Source organism: Streptomyces sp. NPDC048481, assembly GCF_043200075.1.
In the GTDB taxonomy this organism is placed as follows: Bacteria; Actinomycetota; Actinomycetes; order Streptomycetales; family Streptomycetaceae; genus Streptomyces.
The window spans coordinates 81651-98936 of sequence record NZ_JBICXC010000008.1 but is presented as its reverse complement, the minus strand read 5'-3'; the positions used below and the strand labels follow the sequence as shown (position 1 = coordinate 98936).

12 protein-coding genes are annotated in these 17286 nt (G+C 72.6%); 3 read left to right on the top strand and 9 right to left on the bottom strand.

Features of this window, described 5'->3' with window-relative positions; translation table 11 throughout:
* Window positions 1-110: 110 nt before the first annotated feature.
* From ACGFSH_RS23810 to ACGFSH_RS23790, 5 genes are all read right to left on the bottom strand, one after another.
* A complete protein-coding gene (locus tag ACGFSH_RS23810; protein WP_393351818.1) occupies window positions 111-998 on the bottom strand; it encodes a FadR/GntR family transcriptional regulator in 888 nt (295 codons plus the stop codon).
* Window positions 999-1161: 163 nt separating this feature from the next.
* On the bottom strand, window positions 1162-3501 hold the full coding sequence (locus tag ACGFSH_RS23805; protein WP_393351815.1) for an ATP-binding cassette domain-containing protein: 2340 nt from the start codon (window positions 3499-3501) through the stop codon (window positions 1162-1164).
* A 106-nt stretch (window positions 3502-3607) separates the two neighbouring features.
* A complete protein-coding gene (locus ACGFSH_RS23800) occupies window positions 3608-4366 on the bottom strand; it encodes an NUDIX domain-containing protein (protein WP_393351813.1) in 759 nt (252 codons plus the stop codon).
* Between the two features lie 139 nt (window positions 4367-4505).
* A complete protein-coding gene (locus tag ACGFSH_RS23795) occupies window positions 4506-6425 on the bottom strand; it encodes a glycogen debranching N-terminal domain-containing protein (RefSeq protein ID WP_393351810.1) in 1920 nt (639 codons plus the stop codon).
* 710 nt (window positions 6426-7135) lie between these two features.
* Entirely contained in the window at window positions 7136-9022 is a 1887-nt protein-coding gene (locus tag ACGFSH_RS23790) for a DUF4192 domain-containing protein (protein WP_393351807.1), read from the bottom strand.
* A 162-nt stretch (window positions 9023-9184) separates the two neighbouring features.
* Here ACGFSH_RS23790 and ACGFSH_RS23785 point away from each other — a divergent pair, with 162 nt between their 5' ends.
* Window positions 9185-11350, top strand: a complete 2166-nt coding sequence (locus tag ACGFSH_RS23785; RefSeq protein WP_393351804.1) for a RecQ family ATP-dependent DNA helicase — start codon at window positions 9185-9187, stop codon at window positions 11348-11350.
* Between the two features lie 461 nt (window positions 11351-11811).
* Window positions 11812-12432: a hypothetical protein gene (locus tag ACGFSH_RS23780; RefSeq protein ID WP_393351801.1), complete on the top strand. Its 621-nt coding sequence runs from the start codon at window positions 11812-11814 to the stop codon at window positions 12430-12432.
* 239 nt (window positions 12433-12671) lie between these two features.
* Here the strand turns inward: ACGFSH_RS23780 and ACGFSH_RS23775 are convergent, their stop codons facing one another.
* The 4 genes from ACGFSH_RS23775 to ACGFSH_RS23760 form a co-directional block, all read right to left on the bottom strand.
* Window positions 12672-13133 (bottom strand): GNAT family N-acetyltransferase, encoded by a 462-nt coding sequence (locus tag ACGFSH_RS23775; protein WP_393351798.1) that lies wholly within the window; start codon window positions 13131-13133, stop codon window positions 12672-12674.
* A gap of 144 nt (window positions 13134-13277) precedes the next feature.
* Entirely contained in the window at window positions 13278-13910 is a 633-nt protein-coding gene (locus ACGFSH_RS23770) for a hypothetical protein (protein WP_393351795.1), read from the bottom strand.
* 68 nt (window positions 13911-13978) lie between these two features.
* On the bottom strand, window positions 13979-14680 hold the full coding sequence (locus ACGFSH_RS23765; protein ID WP_393351792.1) for a ribonuclease HII: 702 nt from the start codon (window positions 14678-14680) through the stop codon (window positions 13979-13981).
* A gap of 92 nt (window positions 14681-14772) precedes the next feature.
* Window positions 14773-15396, bottom strand: a complete 624-nt coding sequence (locus ACGFSH_RS23760; protein ID WP_393351790.1) for a TetR/AcrR family transcriptional regulator — start codon at window positions 15394-15396, stop codon at window positions 14773-14775.
* A gap of 185 nt (window positions 15397-15581) precedes the next feature.
* Here ACGFSH_RS23760 and ACGFSH_RS23755 point away from each other — a divergent pair, with 185 nt between their 5' ends.
* Entirely contained in the window at window positions 15582-17129 is a 1548-nt protein-coding gene (locus tag ACGFSH_RS23755) for an MFS transporter (protein ID WP_393351788.1), read from the top strand.
* The last annotated feature ends 157 nt before the right edge of the window (window positions 17130-17286 follow it).

Genomic DNA, 17286 nt, shown 5'->3' with positions numbered 1-17286 from the left:
CCCGCAGGCCCCGTGGCGGGTCCTGCGGGGTCCGACGAGAGGACGGGCGCGTCGCGCGGCGGGTCGAGGCGGGACAGGATGTCCGCGGACCGTTCCCCCCGCGGAGGCGGTCAGTGCTCGCGCGGCGCCGGCACGACGCGCTCCACCTCGGGATGCACGGTGAGCAGCTGCCGCATGGCCGCCTCCGCCGCGGCGCCGTCGCCCGCGGCCAGCGCGTCCACGATCCTGCCGTGATGGGAGAGCGAGGCGTCGTTGGGGCGCTCGCACCCCGCGACCGGACCGCCGGAGACCTGCAGGGCGGAGGACACGATCCCCGAGAGGTGCTCCAGCATGCGGTTGCTCGCGACCTGGATGAGCAGGGAGTGGAACTCGGTATCGGCCCGGGAGTACGTCAGCACGTCCCCCTGACCCACCGCGTGGGCCATGATCTCGACCATGTCGGACAGGCGCTGCTGGACGTCGGCCCGCCCGTGGCCGGCGGCGAGGCGCGCGGCCAGCGGCTCGATCGTCCAGCGCAGCTCGCTCAGCTCGCGACGCTGGTCGTCGCGCTGGGGGCCGAAGGCGCGCCACTCGATGATGTCGGGATCGAGGAGGTTCCAGTCGCTCACGGGACGCACACGGGTGCCGACGTTCGGTCGGGCACTGACCAGGCCCTTGGCTTCGAGGACGCGCAGCGACTCCCGGACGACGGTCCGGGACACCTCGAACCGCTGCCCGATCTCCTCGGGAACCAGCGGGCGGTCGGCCCCCAGGTCGCCCGAGACGATCATCTGTCCGAGCTGCTGGACGAGTTGGCCGTGCAGCCCGCGGCCTCGGCTGCCCGTGGCGCGGCGCCCCATGCGGCCCAACTCGGGGTCGGCGGACTCCCAGACGGGAGCTCCGACGCGGTCGGCGGCGGGGGCCTCGGCGTAGGGGTAGCGGTCGAGCCCGCCCGGGCCGGCCAGACCGGAGTCGGCGGAGCGGGCGGCGGTCATCATGGTGTGCGCAAGGGTACTCACGGATCCTTTGTCGGCGCTGCCTCCAACTGCCTTGAGGTCTTTGGTGAAAAGCACACGAAAGGGTGATCGCTCACCCCGTCGCAATTGACGCCTTATCGGAAAGAAACGGGCTTTCTGTGGGGAGTTGCGCACATGCCAGGACGGGATCGGCCGGGGACGGTCGTCATCGGACCCTGCTGCGCAGCGTGGTGACCACATACGCGCACACCAGGGCGGTGAGAGACAAGGTCATCGCCCCGCCGACGGGTTGAGCGATCACGCGTGCCGCGGCCGCCAGATACCGCTCTCCCCCGAAGGGCCACTGCACGAGGAGCGTCTCCCGCAGCCGCACGGACGTACCGGCCGCCGTCCGCACGGACGTGCTGCCGACGAGCCCCTGTACGACGGGCACGACGACCACCGGCACGGCAAGCACCGCCGACAGCCCGGCCGTCGTGGAGCGGAAGACCCCGGCCGCCAGCACACCGGCCCAGGCGCAGCCGACCACGAGGGCGAGCCAACTCGCACTCAGCGCCATCCAGTCCGCGGGAACTCGGGTGAGCTCCCGTCCGTAGACGAGATAGAGCACCTCGGCGTCGCAGCCCACCGTGAGAAAGGCCAGCGTCACGGCGGTGAGGGCGGCGACGACGAGTTTGGCGGTGAGCACCCCGAGCCTGCGGGGGACGGTGCCGCGGTCCGCGGCCAGGGCGGGGTGGCGGAACTCGTCGCCGAAGGACAGCGCGCCGAGCAGCCCTGCGCCGAGCGCCACCGGCGGCAGCGGCAGCTCCACGGGCCAGGCGGCCAGCAGCCGCGCCTGCGGGGTGTGTCCGGCGTGGGCCAGGAACAGGGTGGTGACGGCGGAGACGAGCAGGACGACGGCACCGGTGACGAAGCCGGTGCTGATCCCGGCGGCGCGACGGAGTTCGTAGCGCAGGGGACGCAGGGGGCTGGGAGCGGCACGTACGGAGATGGGGGGTGGCAGGTCGGGCAGGGCGTCGGGGGTGCGGGAGCCTGAGACTCGGGGCGTGCGCCGTGCGGACGGCAGGACGGGGGGCGCGGTGGACCGGCGTGCCTCCACGGCGAGGGCCGCGGCCGCGGTGGGCGCGTCCGCGGTCGGCGTGTGCACGGCCGCCTTCGCGCTCGGCGCGTTCGAGGACGACCCGTTCGCGGTCGGTGCCTTCGTGCAGGACCCGTTCGCGGTCGGCGTGTTCACGGAGGCGGCGTTCGCGGGCTGAGTGCTCGGGCAGGACGCATTCGCCGTCGGCGTGCTCACCGGCGCGACGTTCACGGTCGTCGCGTTCGGGGATGCGGGCTCGGTTTCCCTGTTCGCGGCTGCGGCATCGGGCCGAGGGCCTCCTCCCCGAAGCTGAGAAAGGTCAGCAGAAGGCGCCTCGGCGAGTCGGTGGGCGGCGGTGGACGGCCGTCGCGGTTCACCATGGGCCGCAGGAGACTCGACAGCGGCAAAAGTCCGCGTGCTCTCCGGCATGCCTGCGCCCTGTGACGGCTCCGGACCGTCCGAGCCCTTCGCGTGGACGCCCACGACGGTTCGCGCGGCGGACGGCGGGCTCGGCTGCGCGACACCCGAGCTGTGCGTCCCCGCTTCCGCGCGCGCGGCGTGCGGGGACACCGGGTCCGGCCCGGCGGCCCCCGGGCCCATGTCCCCTGTTTCATCGGCCAGTTGGTGGACGAGAACCCCGTGCCGGAACGCCGTCTCGCCGATGAGGGCGCACGTGCTGCCGTACACGGAGAGGCGGTTGTCGTCCTCCTGAACGACCTCGACCGAACGCCGGCCCACCCGGGCCTCCTGGGTGAGGAGGGCGGCCAGGCGGACGGCATGGGGAGTACGCACCGCCACACGGGGGCGCAGCCGCGTGCGGGCGAAGTCGGCGGCCTCCTGATCGGCGACGAGCCGTCCCCTGTGGAGGGTGACGACGTGGTCGGCGGTGCGGGCCGCCTCCTTGGGATCGGCCGTGGTGGTCAGGACCGTGCCGCCCTGGGAGGCGTGTGCGCGCAGCATGCCGAACAGCCACCGGCTTTCCCGCTCGGACAGCCCGTCGGCCGGGTTGTCGAGGACGAGCGTGTGCGGATCTGCGAGGAGGGCACAGGCCAGACCGAGCCGCCGGTCGACGCCGCGGGAGAGGGTGCCGAGGCGTTCGTCGCGCAGGCTGACCAGGCCGACGACCTCCAGCACCTCGTCGGCCCGCCGGACGGGCACGCCGACGGCCGCGCACAGCATGCGCAGATGACCGCGGACCGTTCGGGCGGGATGCCCCGGCACGTCACCGAGGAGGACGCCGACCTCGCGCGAAGGGTGCGCGATGCGGTGCAGGGGACGGCCTCTGAAGTAGGCGAGGCCACGGCCCTGTTGGAGTTCTAGCAGTAGTCTCAGCACGGTGGTCTTGCCCGCGCCCGGCGCTCCGAGCAGCACGGTGACGCGGCCCGCGCGCGCCTCGAAGGAGACGTCGTCGACGGCGGGCGGAAGCGCCTTGCGGGAGTTACTGGTCAGTCCGAAGGCCTGGATCACCCGAAGCAAGATAGCGCGCTATGTCCGTTTTTTCCGTTCACCGCACGGTCGGGTTCGTGAGCGCCCCCACCCGGCGGGCGGCCCACGGACGCCACCTGTGCGCCCCTCAGACCTCGGGGCGCAGCATGGGCGGGTTGAGCAAGGTCGCGCCGCCGGCACGGAAGAGCTGGGCCGGGCGGCCGCCCTGCCGGGTGGTGGTGCCGCCGGTGGGCACCAGGAAGCCCGGCGTACCGGTCACCTTGCGGTGGAAGTTGCGCGGGTCGAGCGCCACGCCCCACACCGCCTCGTAGACCCGGCGCAGCTCGCCCACCGTGAACTCCGTGGGACAGAACGCGGTCGCGAGGGACGAGTACTCGATCTTGGATCGCGCTCGCTCCACCCCGTCCGCGAGGATCTGCGCGTGATCGAAGGCGAGCGGTGCGGCCGTCTCGTCGTCGCGGCCGTGGCCCGCCTGCTGCAGCAGTTCCTCGACGGGCGCCCAGCGCGCGTTGCTGGCGTCACCGCCCGCCCGCGGAGCCGGGAGGTCCGGGGCCAGTGCGAGATGCGCGACGCTGACGACACGCATCCGGGGGTCGCGTCCGGGATCGCCGTAGGTGGCGAGCTGCTCCAGGTGGGCGCCGTTGTCCTGAGCGGGGACGGAAGGGCCGTGGGCGTGCAGACCGGTCTCCTCGGCCAGTTCCCGCGCCGCCGCCTGCGTCAGGTCCTCGTCGGCTCGCACGAACCCGCCGGGCAGTGCCCACCGTCCCTTGTACGGCGCCTCGCCCCTGCGCACCGCCAGCGCGCACAGGGCGTGACGGCGCACGGTCAGCACGACCAGGTCCACGGTGACGGCGAAGGGCGGAAAGGCTGACGGGTCGTAGGGCATGCGGTGATCATAGTCGTCTCCCTGACGATAAACACTCCTTTCGCCGGTCGCATCGACGGCTGGTCCGCCGCGGCCCCGCCCGGTCGTCGCGGCCCGGGCCGCTCCCCACCTGGTCGACGTCTTCCGAGGTCATAGGGGGTCACACCCCCAGTTGCAGGCCTTCGGCAGCCTCCTCCACCATGGCGAGTCCGAGCCGACTGACCCGTACGGAGAAGGGCGCGTCCGCGACCCGCAGCCCCGTCAGCCCGATCTCTCCCAGCGGCGCGCTGGGCAGCGGGCGCAGGGTGACCGTTCCGGCGGGGGCGTCGGGGCGGACGCCGACGAGTGTGGTCAGAAGCAGGACCCCGGCCGCCGCCGCGGTGGCCGCCGGGCGGCAGGCGGCCGGATGAGGAAGGGGCGCGTTTCCGGCGGCGCGCTGCTCCCCCGCGTACATCTCGGGCAGGCGATGGCCGAAGGCGTCGGACGCCGCCAGTACGCCACGCAGCAGGGCCACGCTCTCCCTTTCGTAGCCCGTGGCCGCCAGGCCGGCGACGGCGATCGCCGTCTCATGGACCCGGACCGCGCCGCTGCGGTGACCGAACGGGTTGTGACCCGCCTCCTTCACCCCCAGCCCGCGAAGGCCCCAGCCGGAGTCCATGGCGGGGCTTCCGAGCAACCGGGCCAGTTGTTCGGTCTGCACCTTGTCCAGCAGCCCCGGGGCGTGGGCGCCGCCGCCGAGCAGCCCGGTGTCGAGGATGTGGACGGTCGTCGCGCAGAGGTGCGGCAACGGCCGCCCGTCGGGGCCGAGGGCGGCCGCGGGCCGGCCGCCCGCCCCGTCGTCGATCCAGAAGTCCCGGCGGAACACCGCGCGCGCTGTCCTGGCCCATTCCCGCAGCCCGCCGTCGCCCGCTCCCCCGCAGGCGTCGAGCAGGTCTGCGCCCAGGAGCGCGGCACGGTGGGCGTGGGCCTGGGTCTCGCAGCGGACGGGACCGTTGGGCTGCGGGTCCCGCAGGTAGGGGCCGTCGCCGACCGAGGCGCGCAGCCATGTCAGACAGCGTTCGGCTGCTGGGAGCAGTTCCTCCGTGTCGCTGTCGGGCAGACCCCACCGGCGGGCCTCCGCGAGAAGCACCGGGAAGAGCAGCGTGGCCTCCGTCCCTGTACAGGCGGGCGGCAGGTGCACGCCCGCGTCCCGTCGCGGTCCGGGGATCAGCCCGCACCTCGGTCCCGAGCCGGTGACCTGGGTGCGGGCGAGCGTGCGCAGCGTTCCCGCGGCGAGACGGGTGCCCAGTGGCAGTGTCATCCGGGCCGCGGCGAGCGCCTCGGCCGGAGCCAGCCCGCAGCGCCAGGGTGCGCCGGCCGCCAGGTGGGCGTCCGCGGGACGCTCGGGATCGCGCACCAGCAGGGCCCGCAGATCCTGGACGCTCCGCGCCAGCAGAGCTCTGACACGGGGGTCGTCGCCCGTGGCCTGCGCCGACGCCAGAGGGCTCGTCGCCGCGCGGCCGACGGCGCGCACCGGGCCGGCGCCCTCCAGCCGGACCCTCAACTCCACGTGGACGCTGCCTCCCGGGGGCACTTCGAACTCCCAGCGCAGCAGCCCCGCGGAGGCGATCGCGTCGGCGGGCGCGGGCTCGGCGATGACGCTCGAGGTCCCGGCGGCACAGGACCAGCGCAAACCCGAGTCGTAGACGCTGGCGGGCAGTTCGGGACCGGCGGCCCCCGCGGCGATCGCCCCCAGGTCGGCCAGATCGGTCCCCAGGGTCACCTCGACCGGGAGGCGCAACGGCCGTGCGGCGGTACTGCGCAGGGTGATCCGCTCCGTGCCGTCCGCGGACCGGATCCGCTCGACGATCACGTCCGGATCCGGGCCGCCGTGCGGGGTGACCCGCAGGGTGCCGACGAAGCGCGCGGAGTCGGCCAGCGTCATCCGGGCCTGCACTACCAGGGGTTCTCGTCCTGCCACCCGCAGCTGGCACCGGGACAGGACCCGCCGCCCCGCCCGGTAGAAGCCCTCCAGGCCGTGTCCCGTCAGCTGCCCCTGTTCCGTCGAGATGGCGAGACCGGGCAGGGCGACACAGATCATCGCCGTGTGGGCGGGCGGCAGGCCCGCGACGCGCGGTGCGCCGGGTGACGCCTGCGACGGGGTACTGCTTCCGGCGATGGCCGTCGGCGGACGGCCGACCGTGCCGGGCGGCTGAAGCCGGTGGGGCGGGGTGCGGTGATCCGGAGGTTCTCGGTCAGGAGGGCGTCGGTCGGGAAGTTGCCGGCCGGGAGACAGCCGGTCGGCATCCGTGTCATGGGGCGCCCGGCGGACGGCGGCGGAGCTTTCATCGGGACCGGAGAGTGCGTCGATGCCGAGATGAACGTCGGCGGCGGAGGACGGAGTCGGCTGGTGCATGCGGTGACTTCTTCTGCTCTCTGTACGCCTCGTGCTGGATCGAGGCCTGATGGGAGGCTCCGGCGGGGCGGGTGAGCTGCGGTGGCGTGTCCGAGCCGGCAATCCGCCACTCAGGTGAACGGGGCGGGACTCCCCCAGGTCACGCCCCCGGCCGGAAGGCCCCACCGAATGGCGGCCGCCTCCACAGCGCTCCGGCCGGGCAGGACGAATCGGACATGGCAGGGCTGCACGCGGCAGGGCTGGACGGGACGGGACCGGACGTGGCGGGGGCGGGCGCGAGGGCGATGGGCAGGGAGGGGATGGACAGGCGGGAATCGGCTGGGGAGAGTCGGTCGGGGCCGAGTCGGCCAGGGGAACTCGGGGTCCCGTCGGCGCGCGCGTGCAGCGACGGAGCGTCAGGTATTGCCCGGGGTTTCGCCCGCCCGGAATCGCACGCCTTCCCCTCCGTCACGCTGACGTCGTACGGGGAGAGCCGCTCCGGGCCGCGTGCGTGATCCCGCACGGCTCGGGGGACCGGGACGCACGGCGTTCGTCGGCGCCGAACGGTGACGGGGCGCGTGCGTTCGAGGGCCCTGCCCTTCCCTGCCTCCTTCCGCAGCCGAAGCGGGCTCGGTCCCCACAGCGGTGGGACGGGGACGGCGACGCCTGCGGAGGGTCGGGTGGACGGCAGGCGGCAAAGACCCTGGGGTCCTGACCGGTGAGTCGTGCCGGTCCGAGCCCTCGGCGTCCGCGGTGTCCTCGACGACAGGAGGACGGACCATGCCGTCGGTCCCGTCGACGCCGCCCCCGTCGCCCGGGTCGTCGCGCCCGCCGGGCACGGCGGTCACTCCGGCTCCGTCGGATTCGGCGGCTTCATCGGGTTCAGCGGCTCGATCGGCCTCCATGGGCGCGGGGTGCCCGTCGGTCCCGCGCTCCCAGGCCAATACCGCACGACGTCCGCGTCCGTCGTCTGCTTCGCCGCCTGCGCCTCCTTCGTTCCCGTCCTCTCCGTTGCGTCCGTCGCGTGCGACTCGCCCGTCTCGTTCGGCGCGTAGGCAGCGTCGTACCGCCTCGGGGTCGAGGCCTTCGTTGCAGGCCTGGTGCAGCAGGCGGGCGAAGAGATAGCCGGGGTCCACGCCCAGGGCCATGGCGAACGCCTCCCTCGCCTCGAGTTCGTCACCGCCGGACCAGGCGACCCACCCCGCCAGGGTCAGCGGCGCGGCCGCGTGTTCCGCGTAGGGCCCGACACAACGTCGTGCCACTGCTCGCCACAGACGCAGCGCGGGAGCCGCCTCGTCGCCCTCCATCCACTCGGCCGCCCGGTCGCGCGTCGTACGGTCCTGAAGGCCGAGGATCAGAGCCGCGGCCTCATCGCATCCGATCAGCTCGTCGTCCCGGTGGTCGGCGAGGAGCACGCCCGACACCACGGGCGCCTCGGCGAGCCGCCGCATGGCTTGTGCGGCGAGCTGGAGCGTCTCGGCGGCCACCGCGGCACGACTCTCGTCGTCGAGGATCCTCGGGACCAGCTCCATGGCGGCGGTGTCCAGCGCGACTTCCTGCTCCAGCGCCGCGCCGGTCTCCAGCGGCTGCAGCCTGGCCCGCAGCTCGCGCAGGGTGCCTCGGACCTGGATCCCCGCGTAGGTCGCGGCGGCGGCCAGCACCGAGGTTCCCGGCAGGCCCATCGGGACGCCCTCGACCGGGCAGCAGCCCTCGCCGGCGCAGCAGTACGACCAGAAGCGGCCGTCCGCGATGCAGAGCGCTTCGATCACCGGGATGTCGAGACGGCCGCACGCGAGACGCAGCTGCTCGGCGAGCGGCTTCAGGCGTTCCATGACCTGGCGGCCGGTCTCGCCCCGCGCCGGATCCTGGCACAGATAGGCGACCATCTGCGCGGGACGGTTGCCCCTGCGTTCGCTGCCCCTGACCAGGCCCTCTGCCAGTTGCTGTGCGACGGCGCCCCAGTCGTCCGGGCTGGCCGGGATGCCGAGCCTGGCCCGGCCGCCGAAGCGTCCTCGCCCGCCGCGGTCGTGCAGGGCCACCAGCACGATGCTGTCCTCGGGCCGGTATCCGAGCAGGTAGGGCAGCGCGTCGGCGAGTTCGTCCGGAGATCGCAGAGTGACCCGGTGGACGGCCTGGGCGGTGCCGTACTCGGCCTCACCGTCGTACATCGGGTGACTCACGTGTGCGGTGTGGCCGCCGGTCTCCGTCCACTGCCCTTGGTGAAGTTCTTGGGCTTCCCAGTCGTCGCGTCGGGCGATGTCGCCGTTGTCGGAGGAGCCCGTGGATTCGCTGTGATTCGTCATGCGCAGACGATCTCGCGGATGACGAAATCCCGCTCGACCTGTGGATAACTCCGATCACGGACATGTCAGGCAAGCCGGGCCGTCGGGACCCGAAACCCCTCGGAGCCCTGCTCCCACAACGGCCGTGACCGGATTGTCAGCGCCGTCCTGTTGTATGGAGGCATGGAGCACACGAGCAACACGGATCTCCGGGCTGACGCCGACGCCGTCCTCGCCCGCCTCGTCGGCGACGCCTCGGGCGCGGCCCGGCTGCGGGAGGACCAGTGGCGGGCGATCGAGGCGCTGGTCGCCGACCGGCGTCGGGCCCTGGTGGTCCAGCGGACGGGATGGGGGAAGTCCGCGGTCTACTTCGTGGCGACCTCCCTGCTCCGCGCCCGTGGCTCCGGTCCCACCGTGATCGTCTCCCCCCTGCTCGCCCTGATGCGCAACCAGGTCGACGCCGCGGCCCGGGCCGGTATCCGTGCGCGGACCATCAACTCCTCGAACACGGAGGAGTGGGAGACCGTGCAGGGCGAGATCGCGGCGGGCGAGGTCGATGTCCTGCTGGTCAGTCCGGAGCGCCTCAACAACCCGGACTTCCGTGACCAGGTGCTGCCCGCGTTGTCCGCCGCCACCGGGCTGCTCGTGGTCGACGAGGCCCACTGCATCTCCGACTGGGGCCACGACTTCCGGCCGGACTACCGCCGGCTGCGGACGATGCTCACCGATCTCCCGCAGGGCGTACCGGTCCTCGCGACGACCGCGACCGCCAATGCGCGCGTGACCGCGGACGTCGCCGAGCAGCTCGGCACCGGGGGCGCCTCGGACGCCCTCGTGCTGCGCGGTCCGCTGGATCGCGAGAGCCTCAGCCTGAACGTGCTGCGGCTGCCCGACGCGGCGCACCGGATGGCCTGGCTCGCCGACCATCTCGACGAACTCCCCGGCTCAGGGATCGTCTACACGCTCACGGTGGCCGCGGCGGAGGAGGTCACCGCCTTCCTCCGGCAGCGCGGCCACGTCGTCGCCTCGTACACGGGCCGCACCGAGAACGCCGACCGACAGCAGGCGGAGGAGGATCTGCTGGCCAACAAGGTGAAGGCGCTGGTCGCGACCTCCGCTCTCGGTATGGGCTTCGACAAGCCGGATCTGGGGTTCGTCGTACACCTCGGTTCCCCCTCCTCCCCCATCGCGTACTACCAGCAGGTCGGCCGTGCCGGACGCGGCGTCGAGCACGCGGAGGTGCTCCTGCTGCCGGGACGGGAGGACGAGGCGATCTGGGAGTACTTCGCGTCGCTCGCCTTCCCGTCCGAGGAGCTGGTGCGACGCACTCTCGACGTCCTCGCCCAGGCGCAGCGCCCCGTGTCCCTGCCCGCCCTGGAACCCTTGGTGGAACTGCGCCGTTCCCGTCTGGAGACCATGCTCAAGGTTCTCGACGTCGACGGGGCGGTGAAGCGGGTCAAGGGCGGCTGGCTGTCCACCGGCCGGCCGTGGCAGTACGACACCGAGCGGTACGCGTGGGTCGCGCGGCAGCGCAGGGCCGAGCAGGAGGCGATGCGGCAGTACGCGTCGACGACCGAGTGCCGGATGGAGTTCCTCCAGCGCCAGCTGGACGACGAAGGCGCCAAACCGTGCGGCCGGTGCGACAACTGCGCGGGAGCCCGATACGCAGCCGACACGTCCTCCGCCGCACTGGACGCCGCACGGACGGACCTGGGCCGTGCGGGCGTCGAGGTGGAGCCCCGCCGGATGTGGCCCACCGGGCTGGCCGCCATCGGCATGGACCTCAAGGGGCGCATCCCGGCGAGCGAGCAGGCGGCGCCCGGGAGGGCCCTGGGGCGCCTGTCGGACATCGGCTGGGGCAACCGGCTGCGCCCGATGCTGACCCCGCAGGCCCCGGACGCGCAGGTTCCGGACGACGTGGCCAGAGCCGTGGTCGAAGTGCTGGCGGACTGGGCGAAGGGGCCCGGCGGTTGGGCCTCCGGAGCGGCGGACGCCTCACCGCGCCCGGTCGGCGTGGTCACCGTCGCCTCCCGCACACGACCGCGGCTGGTCCACTCGCTGGGCGCGCGGATCGCGGAAGTCGGCCGGCTGCCCCTGCTGGGCGAGGTGGAGTACACCGCCGACGCCACGCCGATCTCCCGCAGCAACAGCGCCCAACGCCTCAAGGCCCTCGACGGCATGCTGCAAGTGCCCCCCGCGCTCGCCGCGTCCCTCGCCGAGACCCCGGGCCCGGTCCTCCTCGTGGACGACTACACGGAGACGGGCTGGACCCTCGCGGTCACGGCCCGGATGCTGCGACGGGCGGGCGCGCAAGGGGTGTTGCCGCTGGTTCTGGCCTTGCAGGGCTGACGCAGAGACGCCGACCGCCACATCCACAGGCCGACCCCTGGTCCGTGCGGCGGCCGGCATCGGCAGCGGAAGACCGGCGGCCGACGATCGACGGCCGGCGACCCACCGCCGGGTCACGCCCGAGCGGCCGCCGAGGCAGCCCGTCGCCGCGTGACGGACCGGCCCGCGTCCTCGGCCTCTGCGGGAGAACGGGCGTCGGATCTCCCGTCCTGGACGCACTTACAAGCCTTGAACGTCGACTCGTGCATCCTCCGGCGAAACACTGGGTAGGGATATAAGCCTCTCACCGCCATATACCGGTCGGTGGCCCCAATTGCTCGTTGCCGCATCCAAGTTCGGCAGGAAGAATTGAAGTCCGCTCCCCGCACGGCTCGGCCCGCAGTCCGGTTGGGCTCTGCTGCGGCGTGCGCTCCCCCGAATCCGACCCGCCCGCAGTGTGGGCCGTAGCCGAAGGGAGGATCGTGACCTTCGGATTCGCTCCGTCCTCGGCGGCATCGTTGTCGACGTCCACGTCCGCCACCTCCGCCAACCGCTTGCTCGAGCCTGCCGAGTGGGCCGCGGCCGGGATACCCCTGCTGCGCAACCCGCGGGAAGTCGTCAGCGGACTGCACTCGCGACACCGGCCGCGGCCGACCACGGCGATCGTGGCGGTCCTCGACCCGGACGAGCGAGTGCGGGCCAGCGCTTCGTTCACCCGACGCCAGGCTTCGAGTGACGGCTGGGTGTTCCGCAACGCGCTGCTGGCCCAGCTACGCCGGGTCATACCTCACGACCTTCGCCTGCGTACCCCGGTGCGTACGGCCGTGCTGCTCTACTGCCGTGACGGCGACGCGCGCTGGACGGAGGAGGACGGGGCGTGGATGTGGGGCCTTCGGGACGCCTGCACCTTGCACGGTCTGCGCTGCGGGGCGTACATCACTCTGACCCGGGACGGCTGGCAGGTCCTCGGCGAGGGGCGCGGCGGACGGCGGCCCAACGCGGATTCGGTTCCGGAGCCCTTCGCCCTGTCCGAGGCTCCGCCGCCGCTCCCGCGGACCGGCGGATCCGCCTCCGAGGTGATGCGTCGCGCGGCCGCCCGGTGACCGGCTGACCGACGAGCGCCCGGCACCCGAGGACTCGACCCGCGCCTCACCAACCGACGGGGCTCTTCGGACGGTTGGACGCCTCGGACGGTTGGGCACGTCGGACGGTGACCTGCATGGCACGGTCGGGCGCATCGGACGATCGGTCGCATGACAGGTCGGGCGAGCGGTCCGCGCACGGGACGGGGCGCCCAGCCCGAGGCGCACGCCCCGAAACCGGGCGCCTGGTTCAGTGCGGTTCAGTGCGGGACCTCGTTCTCGTCCTTCAGGCGGAGATCGATCCAGGGAATCGTCTCGCCCCGCAACAGGTACTCGTCGATCTCCATGAAGCCGCGCTGCCGCGCGAAGCGGAGGCCGTCCGTGTTGGATGCCAGCACCACTGTCTCGATGACCTCGGCTCCGAGCTGCCTCGCCTGCGCGAGACCACGCTCATAGAGTTCCGCACCGAATCCACGGCCACGGTGGCCAGGGAGGACTCGGGCGATGACGGTCGCCACGGGCGTCTCGCCGGTGGGCGGGCGGACCGTCGTGCATCCGATCAGGGTCTCGCCGAGATGGGCGACCTCGAGAACGTGGTGCCGGCACCGCTCACGCACCTCGGCGAGCGACCGGTGGTGCGTGGGGATGACGAGGTTGTGGACGTACTGCCAGTCGTGGACGGTGGCGTCGCCGTCCACCCTGTCGATGCGAAGGCGGGACATCGGCCCAGCAAACCCGCGGGTAGCAGTCGGGGTCAACAGTCACAGGGGGCAGTCGGGGTCGTCCGGACGGGGGTGCCGAAGAGGCGTCGCGTGTCCGCGACGCCTCTTCAGAAGCTCCGTGCCTCGAGGCCTGCCGGGAGGGGCTCAGACGCCCGCGCCCAGCACCCCTTTGATCCGCTGCGGGTCGCCGCAGACGATCAGCAGTGCCGAGGCGCGCGCCAGGGCCAGGGGCAGGACGGTGGCTGCCGCGGTGTCGGGTCCGCCGTTGAAGGCGACGACGACGACCGGGCGCACGCCCGCCCGGGCCACCGCGGCGGCGTCGGCGTAGAAGACGTCGTCCCCGGCGTCGTGCTGCGCCCAGTAGGGCGCCTCGCCGAAGGACAGCTCGTGGGCGGCCCACGGGTGGCGTTCGCCGGTCGTGATCACCAGCACGTCACCGGGAGCGCGCCCGGAGTCCAGGAGGAGGTCCACGGCCTCCTCGGCGGCGTCCAGCGCACCCTCGGCCGAGGCCGGGATCAGCTGGACCTGAGCCGCCGCCGGTGCAGGCGCGGCGGGAGCGGCCGGGGCCGTGGGCCCGGGCTTGGCGGCCGTGTCACGCGGCGCGCGTTGCGCCGGCGGCGTGGGCCGGAGGGGTCCGGGACGACCGGGACGCGACGGAGCCGCGGGACGGGGTCCGGGTACGGGTCGGGGGGTCGGCGCGGTGCGGCCGCTGGCCGGAGTGGCGCGGGGACCCTGGGCACTCTCGTGAATCTGAGGCTCCTCGGGAATGAGAGGCATGAGCTGTTGTCTATCAAACGTTGGTGCGGCACGCGCCAGCGGGTGGCACATCAGTGCGAACGGAACGGTCAGAAGTCGAAGCCGAGTTGACCTTCGACCTCCGGCGCGCTGCCGTTCGCCCAGCTGCGGGCCTTCTTGAGGTGCCGCCACTGGGGCAGCGCATCAAGATACGCCCACGACAAACGGTGGTACGGGGTGGGCCCCCGCTCCTCCAGTGCGGCCTTGTGCACGGGTGACGGATACCCGGCGTTGTCCGCAAAGCCGAAGTCTGCATGCTCGGCACCCAGTTCGGCCATCATTTTGTCGCGCCGGACCTTGGCGATCACCGAGGCCGCCGCGACGGCCACGCACGACTGGTCACCCTTGATCACCGTGCGGACCCGCCAGGGGGTGCCGAGGTAGTCGTGCTTGCCGTCGAGGATCACCGCGTCCGGCCGGACCGGGAGCGCTTCCAGGGCACGTCCGGCGGCGAGCCGCAGGGCGGCCGTCATGCCGAGTTCGTCGATCTCCTCGGGCGAGGCGTGCCCCAGGGCGTACGACGTCACCCACTCCAGCAGCTCCTCGGACAGCTCGTTGCGACGCTTGACGGTGAGGAGCTTGGAGTCGGTGAGGCCGACGGGTGGTCGGCGGAGTCCGGTGACGGCCGCGCAGACGGTCACGGGCCCGGCCCACGCGCCCCGGCCCACCTCGTCGACGCCGGCGATGACCTTGGCTCCGGTCGTGGCGCGAAGGGAGCGCTCGACGGTGTGAGTGGGTGGTTCGTACGGCATGGCGTCCTTAGGTTACGCCGCCTCGATCCCCTCGCGACACCCCGGTCGGCCCAGGCCCCTGACGGGCCACGGCACGGGCGTCGGGGTCGCGCTCAGGGTGCGTCCGGGCGGAGCAGGGGGAGCATGAGCCGGTCCACCATCTCCTCGAGTTCGCGATCTTCCCATTCGCAGGCGCTTATCTTCGAGCGGTACATCATCATGGCCGGCATGGCGTCGAAGACGTAGCTGTTCGCTGCGTCTGCCCGGACCTCACCCCGCCGGATCCCCCTGCTGATGACGTCGTGCAGGAGCCTGATCGTCGGCTCGACGACCCCTTCGAAGATCAGGGCCTGGAAACGCCCCGCCTGATGCGGATCGCATTCGTGAATCACCGAGCGGAGCGCGAGGCCCGGGCGGGAGAACATGGCGTCGCGCGCATCACGGCACAGGGCCAGCAGGTCCTCACGCACGCTCCCCCGGTCCGGTGCGCCGTCCGGCCGCGGCAGCCCCGCCCGCAGGGCCTCGGCCACGAGGTCCTCCTTCGAGGGCCAGCGGCGATACACGGCGGCCTTGCCGGTCTGGGCGCCGGCCGCGACGCCCTCCATCGTGAGGCCGTTCCAGCCGACGGTGCCCAGCTGCTCCAGCGCGGCATCGAGAATCGCACGTTCGAGCACGGCGCCGCGCCGGCGAGGGGAGGCCGCCTGAGCGGGAGCGGCCGTCCAGCGCGAAGTAACCATCTGAGTGTCTCCAGCGAGCAGAAAGAACGGGGAGGGAGCAGCGAGAGGCCGAGGGCGGCAGCGGCGGGGGACTCGCCGGGGGGAAACCGCCCTAAGTGAACGCTTGCGTTCACTACGAGGAACTCACTACCTTTGACGGGCCAGTGAACGCCATCGTTCACTAACGCTTTTGTGGGGGACTCACAGTGACAACCTCTCAGTTGATCAAAGACCAGAAACCGGGTACCGCCCGGCGGGCGGGACATCCGGGCATCGCGCTCGCCGTCATCGCAGCCTGCCAACTCATGGTGGTACTCGACGCGACGATTGTGAACATCGCGCTCCCGCACATTCAAGGAGCGCTGAAGTTCAGCACCACCGACCTCACCTGGGTGGTCAGCGCGTACACGCTCACCTTCGGCGGCCTGCTGCTGCTGGGCGCCCGCGCCGGCGACATCCTCGGCCGGCGCAGGGTGTTCATGGCCGGCATCCTGCTCTTCACCTTCGCCTCGCTGCTCGGCGGACTGGCCCAGGAACCGTGGCAGTTGCTGGCCGCGCGGGCGCTGCAGGGCATGGGAGGCGCCATCGCCTCGCCCACCTCGCTGGCGCTCATCACCACGACGTTCCCCGAAGGCCCCGAGCGCAACCGGGCCTTCGGCGTGTTCGCCGCGGTGTCCGCGGGCGGCGGCGCCATCGGACTGCTCGCCGGCGGCATGCTCACCGAGTGGCTCGACTGGCGCTGGGTGCTGTTCGTCAACGTGCCCATCGGGATACTCATCGCCACGCTCGCCCCGATGTACATCAACGAGTCCGAACGCCACCCCGGGCGCTTCGACATCGCCGGCGCGCTGACCTCCACGACCGGTATGGCCTCCCTGGTCTACGCCTTCATCAGGGCGGCGGAGGAAGGCTGGCGGGACGAGCTGACGCTCGGCGCCTTCGCGGCCGCGGCGGTCCTCCTGGTCGCCTTCGTGTTCACCGAGCGGCGCGCCAAGGAGCCGATCACCCCGCTCAGAATGTTCACCGACCGCAACCGCGCCGGCACGTACGTGATCATGCTGAGCCTCGCCGCGGCCATGTTCGGCATGTTCTTCTACATCGTGCTCTTCGTGCAGAACGTGCTGGGCTACAGCCCCATCAAGGCCGGCCTCGCGTTCCTCCCGGTCACGGTCGCCATCGCCGTCGGCGCGGGGCTGTCGCAGCGGTTCCTGCCGGTCCTCGGCCCCAAGCCGTTCATGGTCGCCGGAACCGCGCTCGTCGTGACCGGTCTCACCTGGCAGGCCTTCATCACCCCGGACAGCTCTTACGTGAACGGCGTGCTCGGCCCGATGGTGATCTTCGGTTTCGGCATGGGGCTGAACTTCGTGACGGCGACGGTCACCGCGGTGGCGGGAGTCGCGCCGCACGAGGCCGGCGCCGCCTCCGGTCTGCTCAACGCCATGCAGCAGGTGGGCGGTTCGCTCGGTCTGTCCATTCTCACGACGGTCTTCGGCACGGCAGCCAAGGACGAGGGCGAGAAGCAGTTGCCGAAGTTCCTCGCAGAGGGATCGCCGGAACAGAAGGCCGAGTTCGCCCGGACGCATCAACTGCCCGCGCCCTGGGGGCACGAGGTGCTCGCTCACGGCATCTCCTCGGCCTTCGTCCCGGCCGCCGGAATGGCCGTGCTCGCTCTGGCGACCGCCTGGTTCGTGATCCGGGTCCGCAAGAGCGACCTCGAGGCGCTGTCCGGCACCGCGGCCCCCGTGGTGGGCTGACCGCACGGCTACACGGGTCGACCCCGGAGTGTCGCCACCGCTCACGGTGGAGGCGCGTCCCCCGCTCCCCGGTCGACCCGTCCGGCCCGCCCACACCCCTGACACCTGCTTCGCCCGCGACGTCCACGACACGATCGTCGGCAGCCTGTACCGCACA